Raw genomic sequence first — 25,416 nt, forward strand, 5'->3', positions numbered from 1 at the left:
CTTCAATCGCATATCATTTTCTATATTTGAGAAACCTTTTTCCCGAATATGCATTTTCAACATCCGGAATTACTCTACGCCCTGTTTCTGCTTATAATTCCGCTGATAGTTCACCTATTCCGGCTTAGGCGATTCCAAAAAGAGGATTTTACCAATGTGAAATTTCTGAAAAAGGTAATTCAGGAAACCCGTAAAAGTTCGAGGCTTAAAAAGTTCCTTATCCTAATTACAAGACTTCTGCTTCTAACCTGTCTTATTCTTGCTTTTGCTCAGCCTTTCATCCCGGCCAGCAATAAAGCCATGAGTGAAACCAAGACCCTCATTTACCTTGACAATTCTTTCAGCATGCAAGCCGGGGACGGACAATCTTCCATATTTCAAAGAGCAGTAACCCAGCTCCTGGAAAACCTGGATGAGCAAAGCGATTATGCGCTTTTTACAAATAATGCGGAATATTTCAACCGCTCTGTATCTGAACTCAAAGAGGAATTACAGGACATTAATTTCACTGATGAAAAGGCAGATTTCAGAGAGATAAAATTGAAGGCAGAGAACTATTTCAAGGATTATCCTGCCTCAGAAAAAGAGTTCGTAATGATCTCTGATTTTGCAGTATCCCTTAATCTTCCGGATGATCTGAAAAATAAAGACCTCAATTATCATTTAGTAAATAATACTGCCGGTGAAATAATTAATATCAGTCTGGATTCGGCTTTTATCAGCAATACCAACCCTGAAACCCTTTCTCTCAATATTCGATTAAGTAGTAATAACGCCGAAAACAGGCCAGTGACGGTATCTGTACGGGATGGAGAAAAACTTTTAGGCAGAAATACGGTGCAATTTGAAGAAAATGATAAAGCTGAAATAAATTTCAGGCTCCAGAATCAGGCAGTTGAGAATGGGAGAATAGAAATTGAGGATTCCGGCTTGAGGTATGATAATGTACTTTACTTTAATATCGCAGACAGGCAGGCGGTAAAAGTGGTTATTATTTCGAATGCTCAGGATGATTTCCTGGAAAGGATCTACAACGAACCTGAATTCGAAACTGTGGTTTATGAGGCTTCACAGATCGATTTCAATCAATTGAACTCTGCCAATCTAATTGTTCTGAATGAAGTTGAACAGTTAGCTTCCTCATTAACAAATAACCTTACAAATGCCCAAAGCAATGGCGCATCTCTATTGATCATTCCCTCGGAACAGGTATTTTCTTATGAGCAATTGCTGAATGGACTGGGCTTTAGCTCTTTTTCCCAAAAGATCACTTCCGAAAGGCTTATTACAAATATAGAATATGATCATCCTCTTTTGGAAGGAGTCTTCGAAGATCGGACAGAAAATTTCGAATATCCAAAAGTACTTACTTCATTTAACCTGCAAGTTGCTAATGCTGTTCTAAGATATGAGGATAATCAGCCCTTTCTGGCGGAATCAAATTCGGCATATCTTTTCACTGCTCCATTAAACAGTGAAAATTCAAATTTCAAAAATTCACCGCTCATAGTGCCTGTTTTTTATCAAATAGGGCTTGAGGCCCTGAAAAGGAATCAACTATATTATCAAACCAATAGTGAAAACAAAATTGATATTCCTGTAGAACTTGGAAAGGATCAGGTATTGCATTTAACAAACCCGGAAAGCGATCTTATACCCCAGCAACAGAACTATAGCAACCGTGTAGAATTAAATACAGCCAACCTACCGCTGAAAGCCGGAAATTATGAAGTATCCGGCAACAATTCCCGCTTTGGCAATCTTAGTTTTAATTATGACAGGCAGGAAAGCGATCTTCAATCCATGGATATTTCTGGGGTAAATGGCGTGAGCATACATGATTCTGTGGATGAATATTTTTCTGAAGCAAATGCGGCATCACAAATCAATGCGCTTTGGAAATGGTTTGTTATTTTTGCTTTGATCTTTTTAGCTATTGAAATGCTACTAATAAAATTCCTCAAATGAAGCTACTTTTAAAATCGGTAACCATCATTGATGAGAGCTCTTCTCACAACAATAAAAAACTTGATATTTTCATTGATCACGGAGTAATAAAAAAAATCGGAAAGAATCTAAGCGAGAAAGCAGATAAGGAAATTAAGGTGAAGAACCTGCATGTTTCAAGGGGTTGGTTTGACAGTAGTGTGAATTTTGGGGAACCGGGATACGAAGACAGGGAAACTATAGCCAATGGTCTGGATACAGCCGGAAAATCAGGATTTTCTTCAGTCGCCCTTAATCCTTATACCTATCCGGTACTTGATCACAGTGGTATTATTGCGTCAGTTAAGGCAAAGGCAGCCAGCCATCCCGTAGAACTATACCCGGTTGGGGCACTTACCATTAAAAGTGAAGGTGTGGATCTTGCCGAATTGCTGGACATGAAAATGGCCGGAGCTGTAAGTTTTGGTGATTATAAACGGCCTCAACGCAATCCTAACCTGCTGAAGATCGCACTGCAATATGCCCAGAATTTCGACGCACTTATTCAGAGCTTTCCTCAGGAGAACAGGATATCGGGTCCCGGAATCGTAAACGAGCATGTGAACAGTACTTCACTTGGACTTAAAGGAATTCCTAATCTTGCAGAAGAACTTCAGGTGACCAGAGATCTCTATCTGCTTGAATATACCGGTGGGAAACTTCATATTCCTACTATTTCCACTGAAAAATCGGTAAAACTCATCAAAGAAGCTAAGAAAAAAGGCCTGGATGTGAGCTGTAGTGTTGCAGTACACAATCTTATTCTAAATGATGATGAACTAAAGGAATTTGACACAAGATCAAAAGTATTACCCCCTCTTAGAACCAAAAATGATTCTAAGGCCCTTATAAAAGGCTTGAAAGACGGAACCATAGATATGATTACCAGCGATCATAACCCCATCGACGTTGAACATAAGAAAGTTGAATTCGACAATGCCCTGTATGGAAGTATCGGACTGGAATCAGCATTTGGAGCTTTGTGCAAAATTTTTGACACAAACGAAACTATTGAATACCTTACCAGGGGCAAAAAACGTTTTGGAATTGATGAGTATGAGATAAAGGAAGGGGACCCCGCAGACCTGAGCCTCTTCATTCCAGGAGATTCCTTTACTTTTACTACAGAGGATATACTTTCCACTTCAAAGAACAGTATCTTCCTTAATAAGGAATTAAAGGGAAAAGGCTTTGGGGTGATCACTCAAAAAGGTTTTATTAGTAATTAATTCATAAAATCATGAATCCTTCAGGACAGGCAAAAACAACAGCGATAGTATCCTATCTTACTATAATTGGGACTATCATAGCGTATTTTATGAATCTGGATCCCAAAGATGCGTTTGCCAGCTTTCATATAAGACAGGCATTTGGAATTCATATCACTTTTTATTTGATTGGTGCTTTAATGGGCCTTTTTGATGAAGGCTTCATCGTTGGTGCCTTTTACGTCTTTTTCATAGTTCTATGGGGATACGGACTGGTAATGGCAATAAAAGGAGAAACACGAGAGGTTCCTATTCTGGGACCATTATTTCAAAAATGGTTTAGTACAATTTCATAATGAATAAAGAATTTTCTCTTCAACATTTAATAAGAAAGCCTAAAAAAGAATCTGATAACGCCCCCGCACTAATAATGCTTCATGGCTACGGAAGCGATGAGAATGACCTGTTCTCTTTTGCTGAAGAACTTCCAGAGGAATTGTTTATCATTTCAGCCAAAGCCCCGTATTCCATGCAACCTTTCGGAAACGCCTGGTATGCGATTCATTGGGACAATAACGATGGAAAATTCAGTGATGATGCACAGGCCATAACTTCGAGAGATACCATCCGGGATTTTATAGACGAGATCATTGAACACTATCCGGTGGATGCAGATAATATAAACCTGCTTGGTTTTAGTCAGGGTAGTATTTTAAGTTATGCTGTGGCTCTTTCTTTTCCTGAAAAAGTAAGAAATGTAGTAGCTTTAAGTGGATATCTGAATCAGGGAATTCTTAAGAATGGATATGAATCCAACGATTTTTCCCGCCTCAAGTTCTATTGTTCCCATGGCTCGGCAGATCAGGTGATACCGGTTGAATGGGCCAGAAAGACAAAGCCTTTTCTGGATGAATTAGGGATAGAAAATTCCTATTCGGAATTCCCGGTTGGCCACGGCGTGGCTCCACAGAATTTCTTTGAGTTCAGGGAGTGGCTGAAGAAGCGTATTTAATATCTGGGATATAAGAAAGACTTTTCAGCAAAGAACTGGATCTCCCCTTCTTCATCAATATCATAGCTTAAAAAGACCTCGCCCCAGTAAGTTCCATCGGTGAAGTCGGCAATGATCCATTTGTGATTAAGCACTTTGATCTTATTGATATTCATATTGCCTTCCATCCCCACATGTGGAACCAACGGATTGTCTTTCCCAGCCTGATTCTTACTGATAATAGCGTCTTCAATTCTTGGAATCAAATCTTTAGTGTCTATTCCCCTGTTTTCAAAATAGGTAATAGCATCATCATTGTTCTCAAGATTAAAATAGTCTTCATTTTCCGAATTAACTGAAAAATTATCCAGTTTATTCTGAGTCTCTGTGAGCTTATTTTGAAGCTGGTCTATTTCTCCTTGCTTAGAGTCAAGAATCCGTTTATCGTTCACATAGATGAAAAGTGTAAATAAAACAGAGAAAATAAGAAGGTACATTAAGATCTTGTTCCGCATTCTAAACAGTGATTTTTAAGTTATCATAGGCCAGATGAACATTTGGAGGTAACTCCTTCTCTACTTCATCGTGAAAACCAAGCATATGGCTAATATGAGTAAGGTAGGCTTTCTCTGGTTTCACCTTTTCAATGAACTCAAGAGCTTCTTCCAAGTTGAAATGAGAATGATGTGGCTTTATTCGAAGCGCGCTCACTACAAGCACCTTAAGATCGTTAAGCTTCTCCACCTCTTCTTCTTCTATCGTTTTCAGGTCGGTGAGATAAGCAAAATCCTCCATTCTAAAACCAAAAACCTGCAAACGGTTATGCATGAATTCTACCGGAGTCACGGTAAGTCCATGAAAACTGAAGGGAGCATTATGTATGATATTCTCTCTTACGCCGGGAGCACCGGGATATTTATTCTCGGTAGTGAAAATATAATCGAATCTTTTTCGAAGCGCATTCAATACACGTTCGTGAGCATAAACAGGAATATCTCCCTGCCTGAAAAAGAAAGGTCTTATATCATCCAGTCCCGCAGTATGATCGTTATGCTCGTGGGTATAAAAAATAGCATCCAGACGCTTTACGTTATTCGCCAACATTTGCTGCCTGAAATCGGGCCCGCAATCGATAAGGATATTATAATTGTTCCAGGTAACAAGTAAAGAAACACGCAGACGTTTATCTTTTGGATTATCACTAAGGCATACCGGATGATCACTTCCGATAATTGGTATTCCCTGAGATGTTCCTGTTCCTAGAAATATTACTTCCAAATGCTGTTATTTTTAACACAAAAGTATTAAATATTAACAACCCATTATTTATAGGGGTTTCCAAAGGGTGATGTTGCACACTTTTGCTGTTTTTTAACATATTTGTTGCACACTTGTTTCACACTTTTTATATTTAACACAACTTTGTTCTACATTCTAATTAACTAATCAATGTCAGCTTCACACAAAATTATTGGGGTACCTACCAAGAAAAACCCCAACCTTCTTATGTTGAAATACCAACGCATCAAAGATAGAAAAAGGAAACTAAAATCCTTGAAGATTAAGGTGCACAAAAGCAATTGGAATGAAGAAAAGCAATTTGTGTACAAAAAAGAACCTAATGCTGAATTATATAATGAAAAGATTCAGGAAGCTTTAAAAGATGCTTTTACTGAGGGGGATGAATATTTAAAGAAAAAGGAAGCAAAAGAACCCATCAACCTGATTGAATTTGGTGAAAAGGTCATTGATTCAATTCATACTATTAGCACCAAAAGAAGTAAGATACATGCTCTGAATAAACTTCAGGAATATCTGGCACTGGAAGGTAGAAAGGATATCCCACTGGAAGATATTGATATCTTATTTGTAAGGGGATATTATAGTTGGTTGCTAAACATACATAAAGTGGAACCATCAACTGCCAATGAATATGTGACCGTATTTAAATATATCATTAACCAAGCAATAGAAGCTGGAATAGTAACATATAACCCCCACCCCTTTGCAGGACTTAAGAAAAAGAAGGTAACCAAGAAATATAACGTGTTAGATGATAAAGAGTTGGTAAAGCTGATGGAATTTGAACCACAATTTAAGTCCCAAAAAGATTTTCATAGGTTGTTCTTCTGCATGATGCACCTGGCTGGTATTAGAATATCCGATATCCTACTACTCCAATTTAAAAACGTATTTAAGGATGGGGATAAATACTACATTGCATATAACATTAAAAAAACTGGGGTGTTCGTTCAAACCAGGTTAACCCTGGATGCACTGCAATACCTCTTCTATTTTGTGAAACGATATTCTAAGGGATATGATAAGAAGTTCAGGGATTTTAGCAAAGAAAAAAGTATGTTGCTATCTCAAATGGCTGATTATGAAATGCAATTGGAAGAATATAAGGATATAGATGAAGTGTATAAGTTTGATGCCCTGCAATGGGAATATCACCAATTGAAGAATGAAGGTAAGGATGTTGAATGGGGTGACCTGGTGAACCAATATGTGCAAAGGGAAAAGAAGCATAATGAATTGAAGTATAATTTAATGATGGCTAAAGAAGCATTGGTAAAACATAATCATACCATGTACACTTACCTGGGGGAAGAACTTATGAAGGTTAAAAAGACTAAACCCAATGATACCATCATCCCTTTTATGAATGACCATTACAATGGGGAAACTATCCTAAGTGAAGAACAAACTGAAAGACTTCATAACTTTAAGGTACAATCCAATAACACCTTGAAATCCCTGAAAAGGAAAGCTAAGATTGAAGGGAAACTATCCAATCATATGGCTAGGCATATCTTTGCCCAAAGGCTGTTCTTATCTGGGGCAAATATTCATTACATATCCATGGCCTTGGGCCATAGTTCACTTACAAATACAGAAAAGTATAGGGAACAACTGGTGACAAGTGAAGCCATGGATGTAACTGAAGAGTTTGCTTTATCTTTCTATTAAGATAACCGATTTATTAGATGGTAGCAACCCCATTTAATTCCACAAATTGGAACTTATTATCCTTTAATTCTGGATATGCTTTGTAATTGTTGCCACCACCATCATCTACAACCATACACTTTATCCCAAAGGGTTTCTTACTTTCTTTCACCACTTCACCCCTATGTTCTATTTTATTGGTAATAATAATACCTGGGAATTTATCACCCCTAAGTGGACCCAAACCTAATTGGGCTGGATATATATGGCTGCTATTATCTTCTGGAATAATAAATACGGTTCCTGATGTACCCACATTCCATAAAGGTTCATAAACTTCAGCATAATTAAAGGTACAACCACTGGTTTCTTCAATGGTTTCCATGGGGGCATCCAATGTTAAATATAAACTTCTCATGATTCACATATGTTTATGGGTACTGTATAAATTTACTAAAATTAACACCCTAAATATATGGAATAATTCCTAATTTCGCTTGGAATAAATCCAAATATAATGGGAAAGTTATCACATAGCCTTGGTGAAAAGGTAGAATATTACAAAATACCAAAGGTTAGAAAACCCCATGAGGGGGTAGAAGTAGATTATTATTTTATGGCTTCCAGATTTGCTGGGCACCCCACTGAAATATCAATGGACCTGTGGACTGTAATAATAGATAGTGAAGGATTTGCCTATGGCCTGAAAACTTCTCATTTGGGAGATTTTCACACCTGGAAAGAAGTAATTAGGGATAGAATTAAAGAACACTTATATAGGGTTGGTGTAGATAATCTTCAGGTGAAAAGACTTGTGAGGGATATTGAAATAAAAAAGGATGGTCATAGAATCCCAAATAATAATTGCGTGGGTGGTCCCTTCATAGGTATAGATGGTGGCAGGGAATTATACATCCGAAAAGATAAATTCACATTCATTAAATAATTATATTCATCCTATGAAACAGCTATTTACCCTTTCCTTGTTTTTAGTGATTGGTTATGTGAATGCACAATCAGTGACCCATAAAAGCCTTATGACTGAATATATCATGGAACCTCAACCTAACATTGCTCCATCAGAGTGGATTGATAGGGATATAAAAATAGATTCTGAAACCATAACAATAATCAGTTATGGTGAAAATGAAACAGATATCCAGACCTGGAATATAGATACCAGAATGAATATCAATAATGCAGATGGGAACAATAAAGAAGCTATCAATACTTACCTGGCTTCAGATAATCAAACCCCAGCAACCTTTGTGATTCACTATCAAAAGGATGGTAAGGTTGAAATAATTGATTGTAAAATGGTTCTACCCAATGGTACACCCACAACCATACGCTTTCATATAGATTAAATCTATAACAAATTACATCAATATAATTAAAACTTATTTTAAGAGGTTTTAAGGGGTTCTAAGGTGATGGGAGTTGTATTGATACCACTGAAGGGTAGATGTGCTTTCTATGGTGTTTATTTGGGGGTGTAATGTTGGATAAAAGGATATAAAAAGGGGACCGCATCACCAGTCCCCAAACTTTTGCAAAATCTAACAAAGATGTTAGTTCATTAAATATAGTAATTATTTCAATAACCTCATCACCTGGGTGGGTTGGAACTGTTTTCCCCTGGAAGTACTGAACCCACACCCATTGAGTTCATCAGCTATTTGCTGAAGGGTGAATCCCTTTTCTTTCAATAACCCTGCATAACCTTTGGCCCTTCTATTGTTTTCATTCAATTGTGCTTTCTTCTGCATGGCCTTGGCCCCCTTAACCCTTCCTGATTGGGTAAGGTTTTCAATCTTTCCTAGCTTCACCCCCTGTTTTTTCTTCATGGCTAAGGCTGCTTTGGTTCTTTCAGATATCTTTTCCCTTTCATCCTTAGCCATAGCCAGTTTGATGTTCTTAATAAGGTCATTATCATTGGGGGAATCTGATTCTATATACTTCACCCCCAAATCTTCCAGCCTTACAGCTATCTTAAAACCACCCCTGGATAACCTATCCAACTTTTTAACTATCAGTATCGCTCCATGTTTTTGGGATGCGAGAATGGCCTTATTCAAGTTTTCCCTATTGATATCATTCTTTCCAGATTGAATATCCTGGAATGATTGAATAAGAGTACCACCAGTAGTGTTGATATATCTTTCCACTGATTCCTTCTGTGATGATAGACCTAAACCACTTTTACCTTGGTCCTGGGTAGATACCCTGTAATATGCTATAAACTGTTCCATACCCCAAAGATAACACAATTTTACAAACCTGCAACGGTCATTCCTGTTTTGTAAAAAGAATATTTAAGGGTTTCCAGGGGGATTATTGAGGGGATTTCCCTGGGGGATGGATTTAACAGTTTTAACAGGGTGGAATCTGGCTGAAGGTCATCAATCAGGGGCCATTTCCAGTTCCCCCCAAATAACATCCCTCACTAACAGATTGTAACACTATGAATAAATTCACATATATATAAATTATTTGCTCCCATTCAACACTGTTTATCACCATATCATATTTAAAGCTTATATTATAGAAAAGCTACCAAGATTGTTACCAGTATAGCTAACACACCAAGTGATATATGTATTATTCTGTGGTGCTTATCATAGAAACCATTAAACTTTTCATACCAAGATGTTGGTTCAGGATTTAGAGTATATTCTTTTTTGGGTACTTTCTTGTAACCCTTACCATTAAAATAGATATCATTATTATTTTCTAAACTCCTAACAGCTTTTTCTTCTAAGGTTGTGGTTGTCTTTGTTAATTTTGGGTACAGATAATCCGCAGCTCGTTTTAGAACCATTTTTTTCACCCACTTATGTAAGCCTATATGATTAGCTATTTTACCTTCATCAGTGATATTATAAATTGTTTCATTATCTACTATATTCTTTTCTACCAATTTTAAATGTACCAATTCATCTAATTGCTTTTCAAAATTAGATATACCTAAAGGGAATAATGCTCTTAGGGTTTGATAATCAATTTTATCTTTTCCTGAAAGTATTCTTAATTGATGTTCCTGTACTGGTGTAGTAAGATTTACCATCACTTTCAAATATTATTTATTAATTAGGATGATGTAAAATTAACTATTTAGGTAGGTCACCTATAATGAAGTTATTAGGAATTCTCAACAACTTTCTAATTTCCCAAGCTTTTAATGATTTCCCCCAATCAAACACCAATTTGTTTATAATCTTGTGGATAACTGGTACCTATAAAATGGTCTTATACTAAGGCATGGTGGTATCTTTAGTATATGAAATGGAATGATACAGTTTATTTAGATTTTAGCAGGTTCCTCAAAGTTTTAAAATCTATTAAAGAGTATTATGTACTTATAGCATCTGTACCTATTGTGATTGGTGCCATACACCAGATATATAGTCTATTTTCCATTTCCCCCGAATATATCCGCTTTTTCAGTCCTTCTCAATTACTAAAAGATGGGTTAGTATATCTATCAATTTTTTATTACCCCATTTTTATCATTTTACTGGTTTATATTTTGATGGGATTAGATAGTTTTAAAGCAATTGGATTAACCTTAATATTATTACTCAATACTTTTATATTATGGTTTATCCCTGACATATTTAACCTATATGTAGATACAGGGGATGCGGATTTTTTATACACTGTAGTTTGTTTAACTCTATTTATAATCTTTGGTAGTTTAGTTGGGGTTGTATTTATATTTAAAATAAAAAACACATATATCACTACACCTCTAATTATTATCATGAGTGTACTTTTTCTTTGGTTATTGCATATAGCAATAACAAATGGTGGGAAAGAAAAGGGTTTATATCAGGATAAACGTTTTGGTAATAAAGAAAATGTTGATTGTTATATAAGGCAACAATCCTATTATCAGGAAGATTATTCAATTGAGTATTTTAATGATGAATATATTTTTTTGGTATTTAATGGGGATTCTAAGGAAAGGGAAGTAAGGGTATTAAAGTTTGATATATTGTTGAATGATTCTTTATGTAATTCTGATTAATATTATTTTCCCCCAGCAATTGTGATTTCCCCCAGGCTTTTAGTTTCTTATTTAGACATAGCCATAATAATGCAATATTACAGTGGTGATTGTTCCCAATAAAAGAAGTATAATACCAACCCCTAAACCAACCCAAATATCCCTATGTTTTTTAAACCATGCTTTCCTTCTTTTCTGTCTTTCCAGTTTATCGAGATATGCACCAAAACCTTTCTTACTATACTTTTTTCCCAGTTTAGTTAGAACTACCTTACCATCCTTCTCTTCAATTAGTTTTTTCATTTCTAATTGACCATATGCTATTTTATGGTGGTTTGTGTAAAACAGGTTACCTTTCTCTTCATTGGGGTCATGTATTAATACATCTTTATTATTAAAACCTTTGGCTATGGCTGCAAGTAAAAAATTCTTATAAAAGTGGGGGTCTACCTTGGTCATACTCTAATACTTATTGGGTATAAAGATATCAGATTATACGATTATTTTTACCCCATACCGTTAATTGTTATTATGAGTTATTAACCTGATTTCCATTGTATGAGTTTCCTCCAGCAATTGTGATTTAGTCCTGAAATGAAGTTAATGTACCATTTTCAAAATAGACATAAATTGAAGGATATACCCATTGTTCATGTTTTCCCTAGCTTCCCACATTAGTATAAAAAAACCCTGAACTTATTAGGCTCAGGGTTATTGATTTAGAAGAATCGTTTCCCTTTAATAAATACTAACTTTATCCTCTGAATGATTAATAGAAACTGATTTTTTTCTCAAAACTTTATTTCCACTGCTATTATTTTCTCTAAACCTATATTTAGCTTTAGTATGATAAGGTCTTGAACCGTGATTTTTAATTAGACGTTCAAAACGTTCAATATTCTTGGTTGCATCTTCTACAACCTCATCATAAAAAGAAATATCATCATAATAATCATTATACCTATATCCCCTTTTCTCAGAATCGGGTTTTCCTAAATTCGCCTCTACAACCTTATCTTTCTGTTCTTGAAAAGAATTACGCCTTCTGCGTTCAGAATAAATTTTATCCATGTAATAATCCTCCATTGTTTTCTGTGAAGTGACTTCAAAAGATACAAACTCATAACTATTAGCATCATTCATATCTAAAAAAAGCTTTTCCTCTACCTTATCTATTAAATCACCATGTTCTCTGGTTTCACAGGAAAAAATTCCCATGAGTAGAAATACTATCAAAAATTTGCGCATAATTTTTTATAATTTGATTGAATATGACCAAAAATAAAATTTTTTAGAATTTCTTATAGACTTCAGTAAATTTACCAGAAAAATTATTCTTTCCTTAAAGTATTATTGTTGATAAGAAGTTACAATACCATTTTCCAGATAAATATATGTCCCACCACCATAGACCCATTGCTCATGCTTTCCCCAACTACCAACATTAGTATTTATATCAATTGGTTTGCCTAAAGAGTAAATTAATTGTTCTTTGTTCATACCTATCCAGAATTTTCCTTCTTTCATAGCTTCCAAATCCGATTTACCATATTTCCTTATCATTTCAGCATCTATCTTTTTCTGTTCTTGAACCCTTTTTTCAAAAACAACCATAATACTATCATTTTTCCTTTTTTCTTCTGCTCTCCGTTGCTCCTCGGCCATTTGTTTTTTCAACTCTATGTCCTTTTTAAGTTTTTCAGTGATACCTATAACCTCATCCGTTTTATCTATTAAAATTTCATGAATGTAACCACAAACCCCCTTTGCACAAACTTCATAGTATTGGTAGTCATCCGATAAACCGACAATTTTAACCCTTACTTTCTCATAGAACTTGTTTTTTACATTTCCATAACTCTTTGGAATTTCCTTTATAGCTGCCTCACGTAACGTATAGGTATAAACATCTTTTTCACTAAAATGATTTGCTATACTATCTCTTTTAATTTTTTCTATCCTCTCGCTAATAATTTTAATTGAATCCTCTAACTTTTGCATTTTATATACTAATTCGGATTTTCTCAGCTCGAGTTGATTAACATTTTGGGAAAAGGAACTTAGGCTAGTTACAATGGCTACAAGGAGGATGAATATCTTCAATGTTACTTGGTTTAAGTTAATAAAGATGTAGGGTGAGATAGTAAATATACAAAATTCAGTTTTGGATTTAATTGAATATTCTCCTATGTGGTTTTAATTAATATTATCAAGTTCTTATAATCATATTCTTAACTAATGTGTAGTGAAATCGCTACACCTTAGCTAAGCCTTTTCTATTCTTAAACCATTGATAATGTGTATTTAGCGATATATTTAAGGTGTGGTCATTGGGTTGGTTATCTATAGTGTTATTAGTTGATGACCACCCCTCTAAAAATCCTTTTCGCTCATCAATGATGTTTTCATTGGTGGTATCACCACCATAAGGGGTTTCATTATTTAAGTACCCAACATGAAAACGAACATCGTTTAGGGATAGTGGTAGTTTTACCCTTTCGGCTTCCCATACGGGTAACACCACCGCATCATGAAAACGAACACCCCAACCAATCACATTAATATACTTTTCAATGATTTTCTTTTCTTCTCCAACCATTACATCAAAGTATTGACCTTTATTACCCCCTGCGGTTATTTCGGCTAACTGGGTGGCTTGTGTGGTGGTATAACCACAAACATTCAGATAGAACTGTCTAGCTTTACTTACTGTGAAATTGTGATTGTTGAGGTAGGTATTAAACATTGTTTTCGCTTCAGGTCTTGTTATCCCTTTGGCGGTCATTATATTTTCATATACCTGAAAAGCTATATTACTCCCAATTATCTTATCGGTAAATTGGGGGTTCGCACTTGTGATGTCACTTTCTACATATTTGAAAGGTATCAAACACCTCAACTTAGAGGGTAATTGTGTTAGTGCGGTATATTCTCTGTTCCTGCTTTCTTTGGTGGTATAATTACCCTCATTAAACAAATAACCAATGGAATGAACTATTTTACTTTTAAGTTTTTTTCGGTCATTAGGATTTGAGTAATTATCATATTTATCTGCCAACTTAAAACTGTTTTTAATAGCTTTTTTTGCCTTTACAACCTCATCATGAGTAAGATTATCGATTTCTTTCTTAACTGCTCTTAAAGCAAGGTTATGGCGGTTTTTCTTATCATGTTTCAAATCATTAATTAAATCTGTATTCCCAACGGCATCATAAAATTTAATGGTACGCTTTATTTCATTTGTGAATATCCCTTTATTAGCTTTGTAAATAGAGTGCAAAAACACCCAATCACGTAGTAATGTTATTTCGATTTTCATTGGGGTGTTGGTCAAATACTCTGTCTTGGCTTGTTCCAATTGCTTAGTAGTTAAAGGTTGGTTATAGTGGTGTTGAGGTATTGCACCATTTACCCTAATGAAGTTGTTAATCGAGTTATAAAACCGTTCAGGTCTAACCCTCTTTTTATCCAATGAGTTCAGTATATTCTTTGGTTGTTCTACTTTTAATATATAGGCGGTTAAATACTCAAAGGCATGACCGTAATTAAAAGAACCGCTATCATTACCTTTTATATTCTCCCTCACTTGCAAATAATCATCTAATAATTGGGATTCAGATATTTTCAGTAGATTCTCAATTCTATTTTTAAAGCTTACCCTTTTCGTTTTTGGTGGTTTCACCTCAACAGGGATATACTTACTTAACTCAAACCCGTAACCCTCTAAAGTGGCTTTAAAAACACTTTCATTATGTAATTGATAATTACTAATTAAACTAAGAACAGGTGCGCCAATTTGCGCCCCATTTGCATAATGATGAGGTGTTATACCGAGCTGTGAAGCATCCCAGAAATTTAACCGCTTGGCTTTTCTTTGGTAGTATTCCAGGTCATCATTAAATCCCTCAATTGATTCCTTTACATTTTCTAAAGTTGGTACGGTTTTATTTTTATTCGTATGATTTACATAGAGTGCATTAATCACATTCCCCCTACAACGCCCATAACATTGAACCGCATTATTTATGCTTATGGTGGTGGCTTCAGAGTTGTTATTACTTATGATGCAAATTGAACAATCAATTGGAACATCGTACCCAGCGAAATAACTACTAGAAAGAAATATCAAATCATTCTCGAAAAGGCTATTATCTTTAGGGTCATCGTTACCCTTATCAAATAGTTGAAGCTTTAATTTAAGGTTATTCCCTACCAAATTTGCGGTATGAAGCTGTTCATACTCTTTTTTGTGATAGTTAAGGTTATTACTGAAAACACATACTTTGCGCCCCTCATTCAACTCCCTAAAAATAAAGTTGTAAGCATCCTTTTCGCTATATGATATTTGAAGCGGTTTCTTTGGTTGGTTTTCTCTTACAACTTTGTAATATTTGAAATTTAGGTCTTTAGGAATATCAAAAAACTGATAATTTGGTGTGGCGGTGCTTAGTGTTATATTGGCGTTCCACTCATTCCAAATAAGAGCCAAGAACACCCCCAAATTATCCCTATAATCTGCATCGGCTGTATAGGCGTGTACCTCATCAATGAAGATATTTATAGAGGTTATGTCTTTGAATAATTCAGGTTCTTTGTCCTTTAATTTAACGACCTGTTCAGGGGTACAATTAATGATGAGGTTGGGGGAGTTATTACACTTTAAATAACTACCTACTTCATTCCAGTTATTACGACTACCACCGTAAATAAAGAACTGCTTTTCACTATTGAAATTACCACCCTCTTTGCCCTTAATCATTCCCACATTGGGGGAAACAATTAACCAACATTTGGAACGGTCATTAAGGATAGCGGTAGTACCACCAATTCCCGTACTTCCTTTAATTACGTATTTATTCTCATTATCATTTAGAAGGGTTTCTTTAGCTGTTCCGTTTATATACTTACCCCCAAATGAAATTGTTTCAATCTGTTCATTAACCACTTATTATAAGGTTAATAGGACAATTTGAATGAGTAGTAAATCGGTGCTTACTCAAACTCTAAAAGACCGCCCAAAGTCCTCTTTATTTTCGCACCTTACCCAATTAAATGATTCTTATATAGTTGGGTCATTTGTTTTCTTACCGTTGACCTTAACACCACTCTGGCGTTGTAGTCTGGGTGGGATGGTTTCACTTTAATTGGATAACAGGTATTTATTATGTCCTGTATGATTCGGTCATAACTAAGACCTGTTTGTGTTCTCCAATGAACCAACAACAATAGCTGTTCTTTGTTCCTGCTGTTGAGGTTTTCAAATCCCTTTAATTCATATTCTTTATTTAGTTGTAATTTCATTCATTTTTAAATTACTTTCTTGCGTTATACTTATATATATGTGCAAATAATTTAATATCAATAGTTTTTATTAATTATTTTACTTACCTGAATAGGTATTTACAATACTACACTATATAAAAAGCTTAGACAAGGTGAAAAGTTTAAGATTCCTTAAATGCTGAAGTAATTTGTAGCGAAATAACGCTACAATTTGTAGCGAATTCGCTACAGTATTTGAGTAGGTTATATTGTCTTATCCCTTTAATAACAAGGGATTATGAGTATATGGCAGGTATGGTAATTAGTATGATTATCTATAAGACCATACCTTCATGACCACACCATAAAATATTCTCTCAAAATTTTAGAAATTTTTTTTTTAGGTTCATGCTAAACAGAAGGTCAGTTTTCTTTCTAGTCTTTATTTAAGAAAGGTTACCTTAAAAACACTCTGAAGCCTTACTATAATTAAACCTATCTAAAACATCACCCCTCCAGGGAGGTAGGGAGGGAGGTTAAAATATAAGGGGGGTTATACTGTCATAAACAGGCGAAAAAGAACCTATATAATTCTTCAGTATACTTATTTTACCGATTTGTTCCCAATGTAATTTTGATTAATATGTGCTAACTACGCATTTATGTACTAAAGGTACATAACCAGAATATTCTATATAAGTAAATTGCTTAAGTATGACATCAATACCCTGTTTTTACAGGGTGTTTGCAATGTCACACTTTTTAAGGAAGAGTGAATATACTTTTACCAGCAATGGAAAAACTTGTAGAACTCATATTAGATAAAAAGAAAAAAAGACCGCTTTGGAAGGTGTTTCTTATCCTATCCGTTTTTGGTGTTTTATGGATAGTATTTTCTTTTCTATATGAACTTGCAATGTTATTTGTTCCTGATGTATATGATTGGTTGAATAATTGATTTTTCATTTTATTCTTTATATTGATGTAAAATCGAAAATATGACTGATAAAGAAGTAATTGATGAATTATTAGCACTGGATTTACCAATTGGTTTATGGAGTGAAGTCAGTAGGGAAAAATTAGAACGGGAAGAATTTATGAAAGCCCAAGTAGAAAAGCATAGATTTTACATTGCCATTATGGATAAATTAATTGTAAATAATGTGGTTAGAGTTGCGTTTTTCTATAATCCTGAAAGAAATAAATCAGAAGATGTAGCGGCACAATTTTTTCATCAGATTCCTAAACACTATGAACCCATTGAAAAAAATGTAGAATTTGCAAATTGGGTTTTCCCTTATAAAAATATGACTATTCCATTACGTTTTAAATAAATAAAGCTTCTAAAAATCACAACAAAAAATCCTTTTACATCACTATCTGCTTTTTTCTTAAATCCTATCCATTATTTTAATTAAAATTTGTTGCACACCTGTTGCATACTAACACTTTTTAAAAACTACTTTCTAGTGTTTATAAGGGTTTGTTAAGCATATTATATTTTTAACACAAAAGTAAATATATTTTTTTGTATGCCTAGCGCTTTTAGTACTTTTGAAGTACACAAAGAACATTGTTTATTTAAAAGAAAAAATATGCCAATTACTATAATGGGCGATAAGGAATTTGAAAATGTTCCTTCTATAAACAGCAAAGCCCTTCGCATCAATTTAAATGAAAATATCTACGGTACATTTTCTGAAATTGGTGCAGGTCAGGAAACGGTAAGAAACTTTTTCCGGGCCGGTGGTGCCTCTGGTACTATTGCCAAAGCAATGAGCGCCTATGATAAGGATTTTAGTGATGCTATTTATGGCGTTGAAAATGACAGGCGTTATGTAACGGAAGCAAGGCTGAAAAAAATGCTTTCACACGAAACCAACCTTATCGAACAACGTATTTCCAGGGAAAAACACCCAAATAAATTATTCTTCACCTATGCCAATACTGTGGCAACCATAGATTTTGCTAAAAAATATAAAGGTCACGGTTGGGTAGGTATTCGTTACCAGGTTGATCCTAAGGAAGATTATAATGAGATCCTGCTTCACGTACGTTTTCATGAGAATGATGCCAGACACCAGCAGAACACCCTGGGAATTCTGGGTGTGAATCTCATTTATGGCGCCTATTATAAATACGACAATCCTAAGAAACTATTAAGATATCTCTACGATCATATCGATAAGGATCAGATAGAGATAGATACTATCAACTTTTCAGGACCCAGGTTTGAAAAAGTGGATAACCGCTTAATGAGTCTCCAGCTTGTTAAGAACGGGATGACCGAAGCCGTGATGTTTGGCCCTGATGGTAATAATGTTCTTCCTGCAAAGATCCTTTATAAAAAGAACATCCTCGCACTTCGCGGTAGCTTTAGACCGGTTACCAAGGTGAACATGGATATGTATGAGCGCTCTAAGGACCTTTTCTTTAAAGAAAGTAAGGTTTCCAGAGAGAATACAGAGATCATATTCGAGATCACGCTTTCTAACCTTCGTGCTGAAGGTGAGATAGATGAAAGAGATTTTATGGACAGGGCTGAATTGCTTTGTTCCTTAGGCCAGACCGTAATGATCTCTAATTTCCAGGAATACTATCGTGTAGTTGAATACTTCTCCCGTTATTCTAAACAAAGAATGGGACTTACTATGGGAGTTCAGAACCTGGTAGATGTATTCGATGAAAAATATTATCGCCATTTAAGTGGTGGAATTCTTGAGGCCTTCGGTAAGTTATTCTTTAAAGATCTGAAAGTTTACTTATACCCTCTTAAAAATCCGGAAACCGGAGAGATCACTACCAGTGAAAATCTTAAAGTTCACCCACGTATGAAAGAGCTTTACAAATTCTTTAAATACAATGGCCGTGTGGAAGACATCAAGGATTACAATCCGGATATAATGGATATTTACTCAAGAGAAGTTCTTAAGATGATAAGTGAAGGTAAAAAAGGCTGGGAGGAGATGTTACCAGAGAAAACAACCAAGATGATCAAGGAACAAAATCTTTTCAATTACAGGGAAAGCAGGGAAAAGGCAAAAACCGAAGAAGTCTAATATTAGAATCATAAGAATAAAAAAAGCTGTTCGAATCGAGCAGCTTTTTTTTATTTCTTCTTTTTATCTGCACCTATTCTAAACGTTCAATCCTGGCGCCTATAGATTTTAGTCTTTCTTCAATATTCTCATAGCCTCGGTCTATCTGCTCAATATTATGTATAGTGGAAGTTCCTTTGGCAGAAAGTGCTGCAATAAGTAATGAGATTCCTGCCCTGATATCTGGAGAAGTCATAGTGGTAGCCTTCAACTGAGATTTAAAATCATGACCAATAACAGTAGCACGATGGGGATCACAAAGAATGATCTTCGCTCCCATATCTATTAATTTATCAACAAAGAAAAGCCTGCTTTCAAACATTTTCTGATGTATCAGAACACTTCCCCTCGCCTGTGTGGCAATTACGAGGATAATACTCAAAAGATCTGGAGTAAATCCCGGCCAGGGAGCATCACTGATGTTCATTATAGAACCATCTATGAAACTTTGAACCTCATAGCCATCCTTGTGCGCGGGAATATGAATATCATCACCTTTCTTTTCAACTGTGATTCCCAGTTTTCTAAAAACAGTAGGGATTATTCCCAGCATTTCCCAGCTTACGTCTTTTATTGTGATCTCACTTCGTGTCATTGCCGCCAGCCCTATCCATGATCCTATCTCGATCATATCGGGAAGGATGCGATGTTCACAACCTCCCAGACGCTCTACACCTTCAATAGTCAAAAGGTTGGAACCAACTCCGCCGATCTTTGCTCCCATCGAGTTCAGCATCTTGCATAATTGCTGAAGATAAGGTTCACAGGCTGCGTTGTAAATTGTGGTCGTTCCCTTGGCAAGAACCGCTGCCATAACGATATTGGCAGTTCCCGTTACCGAAGCTTCTTCAAGTAACATAAAATCGCCGGTGAGTCCATTAGGCGCCTCAACCCCATAGAATCTTTCTTCCTTATTGTACCTGAAATCGGCACCAAGTTTCATGAATCCTTCAAAATGGGTATCCAGCCTTCTTCTTCCTATCTTATCACCTCCTGGTTTGGGAATATATCCTTTTCCAAAGCGACCAAGAAGAGGACCAACAATCATTATGGAACCTCTAAGGCCTCCACCGTCCTTTTTGAACTGTTCACTGGCAAGGTAATGCATATCCAGCTCATCACTCTGAAAAGTATAACTGCCCTTCCCTATCTTTTCAACTTTTACTCCAAGATTGCGTAAAAGATTAATCAGCTTGTTTACGTCAAGAATATCAGGAATGTTATGTATGGTTACCTTTTCGTCGGTTAACAATACGGCACATAGTATCTGCAGTGCTTCGTTTTTTGCTCCCTGGGGATAAATTTCCCCGCTCAAACGATGACCGCCTTCAATTCGAAATGTTCCCATTAAAAGATTTGAGTTTAGTGGCGTTTACGGCCTCCTTTTCGGCCAGATTTCTTTGTGTTTTTAGAGTATTTCTTCTTACCTCCGCCGCCTCTTATAAGGTCTGAAGCCTGACTCAGGTCTTCATCAGCATTCTTAAGGTTAAGCTTCCCGTGACTAAGGTCTTTAAGATGGTCAAAGATCACATTATCATCAACCGAATCCCTGTTCCAGTTAAGGTAAGATTTCTTCATATGGTTGGCAATGCTAAGAACGATAGCCTCTTTAAGATCTCCATCTTCCCAGTCTTTAACCTCATCTATCATCTTTTTGATATTATTCCCATAGAAGCGATATTTGGGATTATTTTCGGGATAGCTGAGCATATCAGGTCTTTCGGCAAGCATTTCCCGTGTTGGTTTTGGAAATGGTGATTCAACATCCAGTTTAAAATCACTAATAATGAATAACTGGTCCCATAGTTTATGCTGAAAATCGGGCACGTCACGAAGATGCGGATTCATGTTCCCCATCACTGCGATAATAGATTTCGCTACTTTGTTTCTTTCCTTATCATCCTCTATGCTTACGGCGTGCTCTACCATTTTCTGAAGATGTCTACCGTATTCGGGAATTATAAGTTTACTCCTTTCAGAGTTATATTCTAAAGCGTTTGTCAAAATTGAAGTTTAATTAGGTAATTTATCTGAAGTTTACTCCTGCCTGCAAAATAATAAATATTCCTAAGCAAGCACAATAAATCTTCTTTTATATTCAATGTTTAAAGGGATATCACGCCATCTACATTGGCCGCCACCTCCCTGTACTTTTCAATTACCGCATCAGGGTTCTTCATCCTTACATTTATAGATACGCTGGTATAAGTGCCCTTCTTGGATTGTTTGGTCTCTATAACGGCGCCCATATTATCAAAAATATCCTCTACCTCTTCTATTTGATTTCCTTTAGTAGGAACAATGAATTTATAGAGGTATTCTGAAGGCCACATGGCTGTGTCCTGCAATTGTTTCTTAAGTTTCGCGTAAAATTCCTCCGGGTTCTTCGATTCACTCATAATTTTTCTCCTTCGTTTAAGACTGCAAAGATACAAGTAATGATAGCATTTTTATAATCAATTTCAAATGTCGAAATTTGCCGCGTGAAAACCAGGAAAATTGTCATCACCGGTGGTCCCGGTACGGGAAAATCTTCTATCATCCATAAACTGGAAGAAATGGGAGAAAACTGCCTTCATGAAATATCCAGGGAGGTGACGCTCCAGGCCCAAAAAGAAGGAATAGACCAGCTTTTTTTAGAGAAACCATTATTGTTCAGTCAGAAACTACTGGAAGGCAGACTTAATCAGTATCATAAAGCAAATAAGCTAAGTTCTCAGCATGTTTTTATAGATCGTGGATTACCAGATGTACTTGCTTACATGGAATACTTTAAGACAGATTATCCCGATCTTTTCCATACCACCTGCGAAGATTACCGCTATGATAAAATCTTTATCCTCCCTCCCTGGCAGGAAATTTACACCAGCGATAATGAACGTTATGAGAGTTTTGAAGAAGCCTTAAAAATTTCGTCTTATCTTTATTCTACCTATGAAAGGTATGGTTATGAGCCTATTGAAGTTCCAAAACTGGCTATAGATGAACGTACTGAATTCATTTTGAATAAGATCTAAACGTATTTGCAGGAGGAAGCTTTAAAAATATTAGATAAGTACTGGGGTTTCCATGAGTTCAGGCCACAGCAGCTGGAAGTCATCGAATCAATTCTGGAAGGAAAAGACACGCTTACTCTTTTTCCTACCGGAGGAGGAAAATCTATTTGCTTCCAGATACCGGCAATGATGCGGAAAGGAATATGTATCGTGGTTTCTCCCCTTATATCCCTGATGGAAGACCAGGTAAATACACTTCAGCAAAAAAATATCAAGGCCATGGCCATCACAGGAGGAATCTCCTTTGAAGACCTGGACCGCAACCTGGATAACTGTATCTTTGGAAATTATAAGTTCCTTTATCTTTCTCCAGAAAGACTTCAGCAGGAGATAGTTCGCGAACGATTCAAGCAGATGAACATCAATCTAATTGCTATTGATGAAGCTCACTGTATCTCGCAATGGGGACATGATTTCAGGCCGGCATATAGAAATATTTCAGATTTAAGAGAACTATTACCCGATGTAAAAATAGCAGCATTCACTGCAACGGCAACAAATGAGGTTGTTCTGGATATTTGCGAACAACTCAAACTTAGGGATCCCGTTATTCATAAGAAATCTTTTGAACGATCTAATCTTCAGTATGAGGTGATCAAAACTGAAGATAAGTACTTCCGCCTAACTCAGATTCTTAAAGGAGATTCAGCTATTATATATGTGAGAAGCAGGAATGCCACCCAGGAAATAAGTCAGTTTCTCAATAAAAATGGCATTACAGCTGCGGCTTATCATGGCGGACTCAAAAAAGAGGAGAAATCGGTAAAATTTCAGGAATGGCTCTCTAATAAAGTTAGCGTTATGGTAGCCACTACCGCTTTTGGGATGGGTATAGATAAAGCTGATGTAAGAACGGTGATACATATAGACCTGCCTGAAAGTATGGAAAGTTATTTCCAGGAAGCAGGAAGGGCTGGCCGGGATGGCAAACCTGCAAAAGCCATTATCCTTACCAATGCCGGTGACATTCCGGTTCTAAAAAATCAATTTCTGAACAACCTGGCATCTTTTGAAGATGTGAAACTGGTGTACCGAAAGCTTAACGCTTATTTCAGTATAGCCTATGGCGAAGGAGAGAATACGCAGCATGATTTCAATTTTTCAGGCTTTTGCCATCATTATCAGTTCAATCCTAATAAAACATATAATGCCCTGCAGTTACTGGACCGTTGCAGTGTATTAAGGTTATCACAGAATTACCAGAAGAAAACTGAGATCATGATTCTTCTATCCGGAAATCATCTGGATAACTATCTGGATGAAAATCCTCGTTACGCTAATATATTAAGGACAGTGCTTAGAAATTATGGTGGTGTATTCGAAAATCTGATCCCTTTTAATCTTACTTCGGTTTGTGAAAAATCGGGTATTTCGGAAGAAGAAGCGATAAGGATTCTTGAAGAGCTTGCCGAGAAAGAAATTATAGAATTCAATATTTCACGACATGATGCCAGCATTACATTTTTACTGCCCAGAGAAGATGATTCAACTTTGAATCCTCTTGTGGCCTTTATAAGGGATTACAACAATACTAAAAGAGAAAAGATCGAAGCAGTTCTCAAATTTGTAAATAACGACCGGGTATGCCGACAGGTTCAGTTACTTGAATATTTTGGCGAGAAAAACCCCAGGTCCTGCGGAAAGTGTTCGGTATGTAAAAAAGACACTAAAGAATTATCCAAGGACGATATGAACGAGATTTATCTCGGGATAATAAGAATACTGAAAGGTGGGCCTAAAGATTCCAGAGAAATTGTTTCCATCCTTCAGTATAAAGAGGATTCCGTTTTAAAAGTATTAGGTTTGCTTTGCGAAAAGGGAGTTCTGGACCGTACCCCTAATAATAAATACATAATCACCAAAAAATGAAAGACCTGAGAATAGTGTTCATGGGAACACCAGATTTTGCTGTGAAGAGCCTGGAGGCTATCCTAGAAGCCGGATTTAATGTAGTAGGTGTGGTCACTGTACCAGATAGGCCAGCCGGAAGAGGACAAAAATTAAAAGCAAGTGCAGTAAAAAGTTATGCACTTTCCCAACACCTGAATGTATTGCAACCTGTAAACCTGAAGTCGGAAGAATTTCAGAATAAACTCAAAGAACTAAACCCAAACGTTCAGGTAGTCGTAGCTTTTAGAATGTTACCAAAATCGGTTTGGAACTTTCCAGAATATGGAACTTTCAATTTGCATGCTTCTCTCCTGCCCCAGTATCGTGGGGCAGCACCGATTAACTGGGCCATCATAAACGGAGAGAAAAAAACGGGAGTTTCAACCTTTTTCCTTGATGAAAAGATAGATACAGGAGAAATGATCTTTCAGGAAGAAGTTGAGATCGCAGATACAGAAAATGTCGGCTCGCTACATGACAGGTTAATGGACAAGGGTGCCAGGCTCGTGGTAAAGACCCTAAATGCTATTGCCAGTGGAGAAGTTCAAAGGGAACCCCAGGCAGAAAATGATGAATTAAAACCTGCTCCAAAGCTTTCGAGAGAAAATACCAAGATAGACTGGAATTCAAGGGTAGAAGAAATATATAACCTTATTAGGGGACTGAATCCTTATCCGGCGGCCTGGTGTTATCTTGAAGATTCTTCAGAGGAGATTAAGGTAAAGATCTATGATATAGAAAAGATAAAGCAAGAACATCATCTGCCTAACGGCACTGTAACTGTGAATGATAAGAAAATAAAAGTAGCTGCCATGGATGGATACATCATTATTAATGAAATACAGATGCCAGGAAAAAGAAAGATGACATCAAAAGCACTTTTGAACGGATTTGATTTCGCTCCAGACGCAAAAATGCGCTAAAGCCTTATTAACACTGAATTTGTTGCATTTTAGTAAAAAAC

At 36.1% G+C, this 25,416-nt stretch carries 26 protein-coding genes; 13 read left to right on the plus strand and 13 right to left on the minus strand.

The features are described 5' to 3' along the window. Nucleotides 1–48 precede the first annotated feature (48 nt). From NE848_RS12755 to NE848_RS12770, 4 genes are read left to right on the plus strand one after another with little or no spacing between them, the layout of a single operon-like run. Nucleotides 49–1,968, plus strand: a complete 1,920-nt coding sequence (locus tag NE848_RS12755; protein ID WP_252114174.1) for a vWA domain-containing protein — start codon at nucleotides 49–51, stop codon at nucleotides 1,966–1,968. Beyond that, nucleotides 1,965–3,215, plus strand: coding sequence for a dihydroorotase (locus NE848_RS12760; RefSeq protein WP_252114176.1), 1,251 nt, complete (start codon nucleotides 1,965–1,967; stop codon nucleotides 3,213–3,215). The genes NE848_RS12755 and NE848_RS12760 overlap by 4 nt, the downstream gene beginning before the upstream one ends. An 11-nt stretch (nucleotides 3,216–3,226) precedes the next feature. Then, nucleotides 3,227–3,550: a magnetosome magnetite crystal formation protein family gene (locus NE848_RS12765; protein WP_252114178.1), complete on the plus strand. Its 324-nt coding sequence runs from the start codon at nucleotides 3,227–3,229 to the stop codon at nucleotides 3,548–3,550. Further along, a complete protein-coding gene (locus tag NE848_RS12770) occupies nucleotides 3,550–4,206 on the plus strand; it encodes an alpha/beta hydrolase (protein ID WP_252114180.1) in 657 nt (218 codons plus the stop codon). The genes NE848_RS12765 and NE848_RS12770 overlap by 1 nt, the downstream gene beginning before the upstream one ends. On the opposite strand, the gene NE848_RS12775 is transcribed toward NE848_RS12770, so the two are convergent. Together NE848_RS12775 and NE848_RS12780 are read right to left on the minus strand one after the other, a co-directional pair. After that, entirely contained in the window at nucleotides 4,203–4,700 is a 498-nt protein-coding gene (locus NE848_RS12775; RefSeq protein WP_252114182.1) for a hypothetical protein, read from the minus strand. The two genes, NE848_RS12770 and NE848_RS12775, sit on opposite strands and share 4 nt — an antisense overlap. A 1-nt stretch (nucleotide 4,701) precedes the next feature. Next, a complete protein-coding gene (locus NE848_RS12780) occupies nucleotides 4,702–5,463 on the minus strand; it encodes an MBL fold metallo-hydrolase (protein WP_252114184.1) in 762 nt (253 codons plus the stop codon). Nucleotides 5,464–5,691: 228 nt separating this feature from the next. On the opposite strand from NE848_RS12780, the gene NE848_RS12785 reads away from it, so the two are divergent. After that, the gene (locus NE848_RS12785; protein ID WP_252114186.1) at nucleotides 5,692–7,158 is read left to right on the plus strand and encodes a site-specific integrase; all 1,467 of its coding nucleotides are present in this window, start codon (nucleotides 5,692–5,694) and stop codon (nucleotides 7,156–7,158) included. A 13-nt stretch (nucleotides 7,159–7,171) separates the two neighbouring features. Here NE848_RS12785 and NE848_RS12790 read toward each other — a convergent pair whose 3' ends face one another. Further along, entirely contained in the window at nucleotides 7,172–7,555 is a 384-nt protein-coding gene (locus tag NE848_RS12790; RefSeq protein ID WP_252114188.1) for a hypothetical protein, read from the minus strand. 99 nt (nucleotides 7,556–7,654) lie between these two features. On the opposite strand from NE848_RS12790, the gene NE848_RS12795 reads away from it, so the two are divergent. Next, nucleotides 7,655–8,083: a hypothetical protein gene (locus tag NE848_RS12795; RefSeq protein WP_252114190.1), complete on the plus strand. Its 429-nt coding sequence runs from the start codon at nucleotides 7,655–7,657 to the stop codon at nucleotides 8,081–8,083. Nucleotides 8,084–8,096: 13 nt separating this feature from the next. Next, on the plus strand, nucleotides 8,097–8,504 hold the full coding sequence (locus NE848_RS12800) for a hypothetical protein (protein WP_252114192.1): 408 nt from the start codon (nucleotides 8,097–8,099) through the stop codon (nucleotides 8,502–8,504). Nucleotides 8,505–8,729: 225 nt separating this feature from the next. Here the strand turns inward: NE848_RS12800 and NE848_RS12805 are convergent, their stop codons facing one another. Beyond that, nucleotides 8,730–9,389, minus strand: coding sequence for a recombinase family protein (locus tag NE848_RS12805; RefSeq protein ID WP_252114194.1), 660 nt, complete (start codon nucleotides 9,387–9,389; stop codon nucleotides 8,730–8,732). A 290-nt stretch (nucleotides 9,390–9,679) separates the two neighbouring features. Beyond that, a complete protein-coding gene (locus NE848_RS12810) occupies nucleotides 9,680–10,204 on the minus strand; it encodes a hypothetical protein (RefSeq protein ID WP_252114196.1) in 525 nt (174 codons plus the stop codon). A gap of 213 nt (nucleotides 10,205–10,417) precedes the next feature. Here NE848_RS12810 and NE848_RS12815 point away from each other — a divergent pair, with 213 nt between their 5' ends. After that, nucleotides 10,418–11,167, plus strand: a complete 750-nt coding sequence (locus NE848_RS12815) for a hypothetical protein (protein ID WP_252114198.1) — start codon at nucleotides 10,418–10,420, stop codon at nucleotides 11,165–11,167. Nucleotides 11,168–11,218: 51 nt separating this feature from the next. On the opposite strand, the gene NE848_RS12820 is transcribed toward NE848_RS12815, so the two are convergent. From NE848_RS12820 to NE848_RS12840, 5 genes are all read right to left on the minus strand, one after another. Beyond that, the gene (locus NE848_RS12820; protein ID WP_252114200.1) at nucleotides 11,219–11,605 is read right to left on the minus strand and encodes a hypothetical protein; all 387 of its coding nucleotides are present in this window, start codon (nucleotides 11,603–11,605) and stop codon (nucleotides 11,219–11,221) included. Between the two features lie 279 nt (nucleotides 11,606–11,884). Continuing rightward, the gene (locus NE848_RS12825) at nucleotides 11,885–12,394 is read right to left on the minus strand and encodes a hypothetical protein (protein ID WP_252114203.1); all 510 of its coding nucleotides are present in this window, start codon (nucleotides 12,392–12,394) and stop codon (nucleotides 11,885–11,887) included. Between the two features lie 102 nt (nucleotides 12,395–12,496). Beyond that, a complete protein-coding gene (locus tag NE848_RS12830; protein WP_252114205.1) occupies nucleotides 12,497–13,249 on the minus strand; it encodes a hypothetical protein in 753 nt (250 codons plus the stop codon). Between the two features lie 151 nt (nucleotides 13,250–13,400). Continuing rightward, on the minus strand, nucleotides 13,401–16,091 hold the full coding sequence (locus tag NE848_RS12835; protein ID WP_252114207.1) for a DEAD/DEAH box helicase family protein: 2,691 nt from the start codon (nucleotides 16,089–16,091) through the stop codon (nucleotides 13,401–13,403). Nucleotides 16,092–16,186: 95 nt separating this feature from the next. Beyond that, complete coding sequence (locus NE848_RS12840) at nucleotides 16,187–16,447, minus strand: hypothetical protein (protein ID WP_252114209.1); 261 nt, start codon at nucleotides 16,445–16,447, stop codon at nucleotides 16,187–16,189. 959 nt (nucleotides 16,448–17,406) lie between these two features. Here NE848_RS12840 and NE848_RS12845 point away from each other — a divergent pair. After that, complete coding sequence (locus NE848_RS12845) at nucleotides 17,407–17,742, plus strand: hypothetical protein (RefSeq protein ID WP_252114211.1); 336 nt, start codon at nucleotides 17,407–17,409, stop codon at nucleotides 17,740–17,742. 261 nt (nucleotides 17,743–18,003) lie between these two features. Beyond that, on the plus strand, nucleotides 18,004–19,467 hold the full coding sequence (locus NE848_RS12850; protein WP_252114213.1) for a TonB-dependent receptor: 1,464 nt from the start codon (nucleotides 18,004–18,006) through the stop codon (nucleotides 19,465–19,467). Nucleotides 19,468–19,540: 73 nt separating this feature from the next. Here NE848_RS12850 and murA read toward each other — a convergent pair whose 3' ends face one another. The 3 genes from murA to NE848_RS12865 form a co-directional block, all read right to left on the minus strand. Continuing rightward, on the minus strand, nucleotides 19,541–20,854 hold the full coding sequence (gene murA, locus NE848_RS12855) for a UDP-N-acetylglucosamine 1-carboxyvinyltransferase (RefSeq protein ID WP_252114215.1): 1,314 nt from the start codon (nucleotides 20,852–20,854) through the stop codon (nucleotides 19,541–19,543). A 14-nt stretch (nucleotides 20,855–20,868) separates the two neighbouring features. Further along, nucleotides 20,869–21,510, minus strand: coding sequence for a DUF4290 domain-containing protein (locus NE848_RS12860; RefSeq protein WP_252114217.1), 642 nt, complete (start codon nucleotides 21,508–21,510; stop codon nucleotides 20,869–20,871). 101 nt (nucleotides 21,511–21,611) lie between these two features. Beyond that, nucleotides 21,612–21,905, minus strand: coding sequence for a DUF493 family protein (locus tag NE848_RS12865; RefSeq protein ID WP_252114219.1), 294 nt, complete (start codon nucleotides 21,903–21,905; stop codon nucleotides 21,612–21,614). Between the two features lie 84 nt (nucleotides 21,906–21,989). Here NE848_RS12865 and NE848_RS12870 point away from each other — a divergent pair, with 84 nt between their 5' ends. From NE848_RS12870 to fmt, 3 genes are read left to right on the plus strand one after another with little or no spacing between them, the layout of a single operon-like run. Continuing rightward, entirely contained in the window at nucleotides 21,990–22,523 is a 534-nt protein-coding gene (locus NE848_RS12870; RefSeq protein WP_252114221.1) for an AAA family ATPase, read from the plus strand. A gap of 6 nt (nucleotides 22,524–22,529) precedes the next feature. Continuing rightward, nucleotides 22,530–24,431, plus strand: a complete 1,902-nt coding sequence (locus tag NE848_RS12875; protein WP_252114223.1) for a RecQ family ATP-dependent DNA helicase — start codon at nucleotides 22,530–22,532, stop codon at nucleotides 24,429–24,431. Beyond that, nucleotides 24,428–25,375: a methionyl-tRNA formyltransferase gene (fmt, locus tag NE848_RS12880; RefSeq protein ID WP_252114226.1), complete on the plus strand. Its 948-nt coding sequence runs from the start codon at nucleotides 24,428–24,430 to the stop codon at nucleotides 25,373–25,375. The genes NE848_RS12875 and fmt overlap by 4 nt, the downstream gene beginning before the upstream one ends. The last annotated feature ends 41 nt before the right edge of the window (nucleotides 25,376–25,416 follow it).

It is taken from the genome of Gramella jeungdoensis (assembly GCF_023805255.1).
GTDB lineage: Bacteria > Bacteroidota > Bacteroidia > Flavobacteriales > Flavobacteriaceae > Christiangramia > Christiangramia jeungdoensis.

Excerpts from the sequence above, each read along its gene's own strand:
- NE848_RS12845 (WP_252114211.1), top strand. The coding sequence starts at position 17,407 with ATGACTGATAAAGAAGTAATTGATGAATTATTAGCACTGGATTTACCA.
- NE848_RS12805 (WP_252114194.1), bottom strand. The coding sequence starts at position 9,389 with ATGGAACAGTTTATAGCATATTACAGGGTATCTACCCAGGACCAAGGT.
- NE848_RS12795 (WP_252114190.1), top strand. The coding sequence starts at position 7,655 with ATGGGAAAGTTATCACATAGCCTTGGTGAAAAGGTAGAATATTACAAA.
- NE848_RS12775 (WP_252114182.1), bottom strand. The coding sequence starts at position 4,700 with ATGCGGAACAAGATCTTAATGTACCTTCTTATTTTCTCTGTTTTATTT.
- fmt (WP_252114226.1), top strand. The coding sequence starts at position 24,428 with ATGAAAGACCTGAGAATAGTGTTCATGGGAACACCAGATTTTGCTGTG.
- murA (WP_252114215.1), bottom strand. The coding sequence starts at position 20,854 with ATGGGAACATTTCGAATTGAAGGCGGTCATCGTTTGAGCGGGGAAATT.
- NE848_RS12810 (WP_252114196.1), bottom strand. The coding sequence starts at position 10,204 with ATGGTAAATCTTACTACACCAGTACAGGAACATCAATTAAGAATACTT.
- NE848_RS12760 (WP_252114176.1), top strand. The coding sequence starts at position 1,965 with ATGAAGCTACTTTTAAAATCGGTAACCATCATTGATGAGAGCTCTTCT.
- NE848_RS12785 (WP_252114186.1), top strand. The coding sequence starts at position 5,692 with ATGTTGAAATACCAACGCATCAAAGATAGAAAAAGGAAACTAAAATCC.
- NE848_RS12800 (WP_252114192.1), top strand. The coding sequence starts at position 8,097 with ATGAAACAGCTATTTACCCTTTCCTTGTTTTTAGTGATTGGTTATGTG.
- NE848_RS12790 (WP_252114188.1), bottom strand. The coding sequence starts at position 7,555 with ATGAGAAGTTTATATTTAACATTGGATGCCCCCATGGAAACCATTGAA.
- NE848_RS12840 (WP_252114209.1), bottom strand. The coding sequence starts at position 16,447 with ATGAAATTACAACTAAATAAAGAATATGAATTAAAGGGATTTGAAAAC.
- NE848_RS12815 (WP_252114198.1), top strand. The coding sequence starts at position 10,418 with ATGAAATGGAATGATACAGTTTATTTAGATTTTAGCAGGTTCCTCAAA.
- NE848_RS12820 (WP_252114200.1), bottom strand. The coding sequence starts at position 11,605 with ATGACCAAGGTAGACCCCCACTTTTATAAGAATTTTTTACTTGCAGCC.
- NE848_RS12770 (WP_252114180.1), top strand. The coding sequence starts at position 3,550 with ATGAATAAAGAATTTTCTCTTCAACATTTAATAAGAAAGCCTAAAAAA.
- NE848_RS12850 (WP_252114213.1), top strand. The coding sequence starts at position 18,004 with ATGCCAATTACTATAATGGGCGATAAGGAATTTGAAAATGTTCCTTCT.
- NE848_RS12765 (WP_252114178.1), top strand. The coding sequence starts at position 3,227 with ATGAATCCTTCAGGACAGGCAAAAACAACAGCGATAGTATCCTATCTT.
- NE848_RS12865 (WP_252114219.1), bottom strand. The coding sequence starts at position 21,905 with ATGAGTGAATCGAAGAACCCGGAGGAATTTTACGCGAAACTTAAGAAA.
- NE848_RS12755 (WP_252114174.1), top strand. The coding sequence starts at position 49 with ATGCATTTTCAACATCCGGAATTACTCTACGCCCTGTTTCTGCTTATA.
- NE848_RS12825 (WP_252114203.1), bottom strand. The coding sequence starts at position 12,394 with ATGCGCAAATTTTTGATAGTATTTCTACTCATGGGAATTTTTTCCTGT.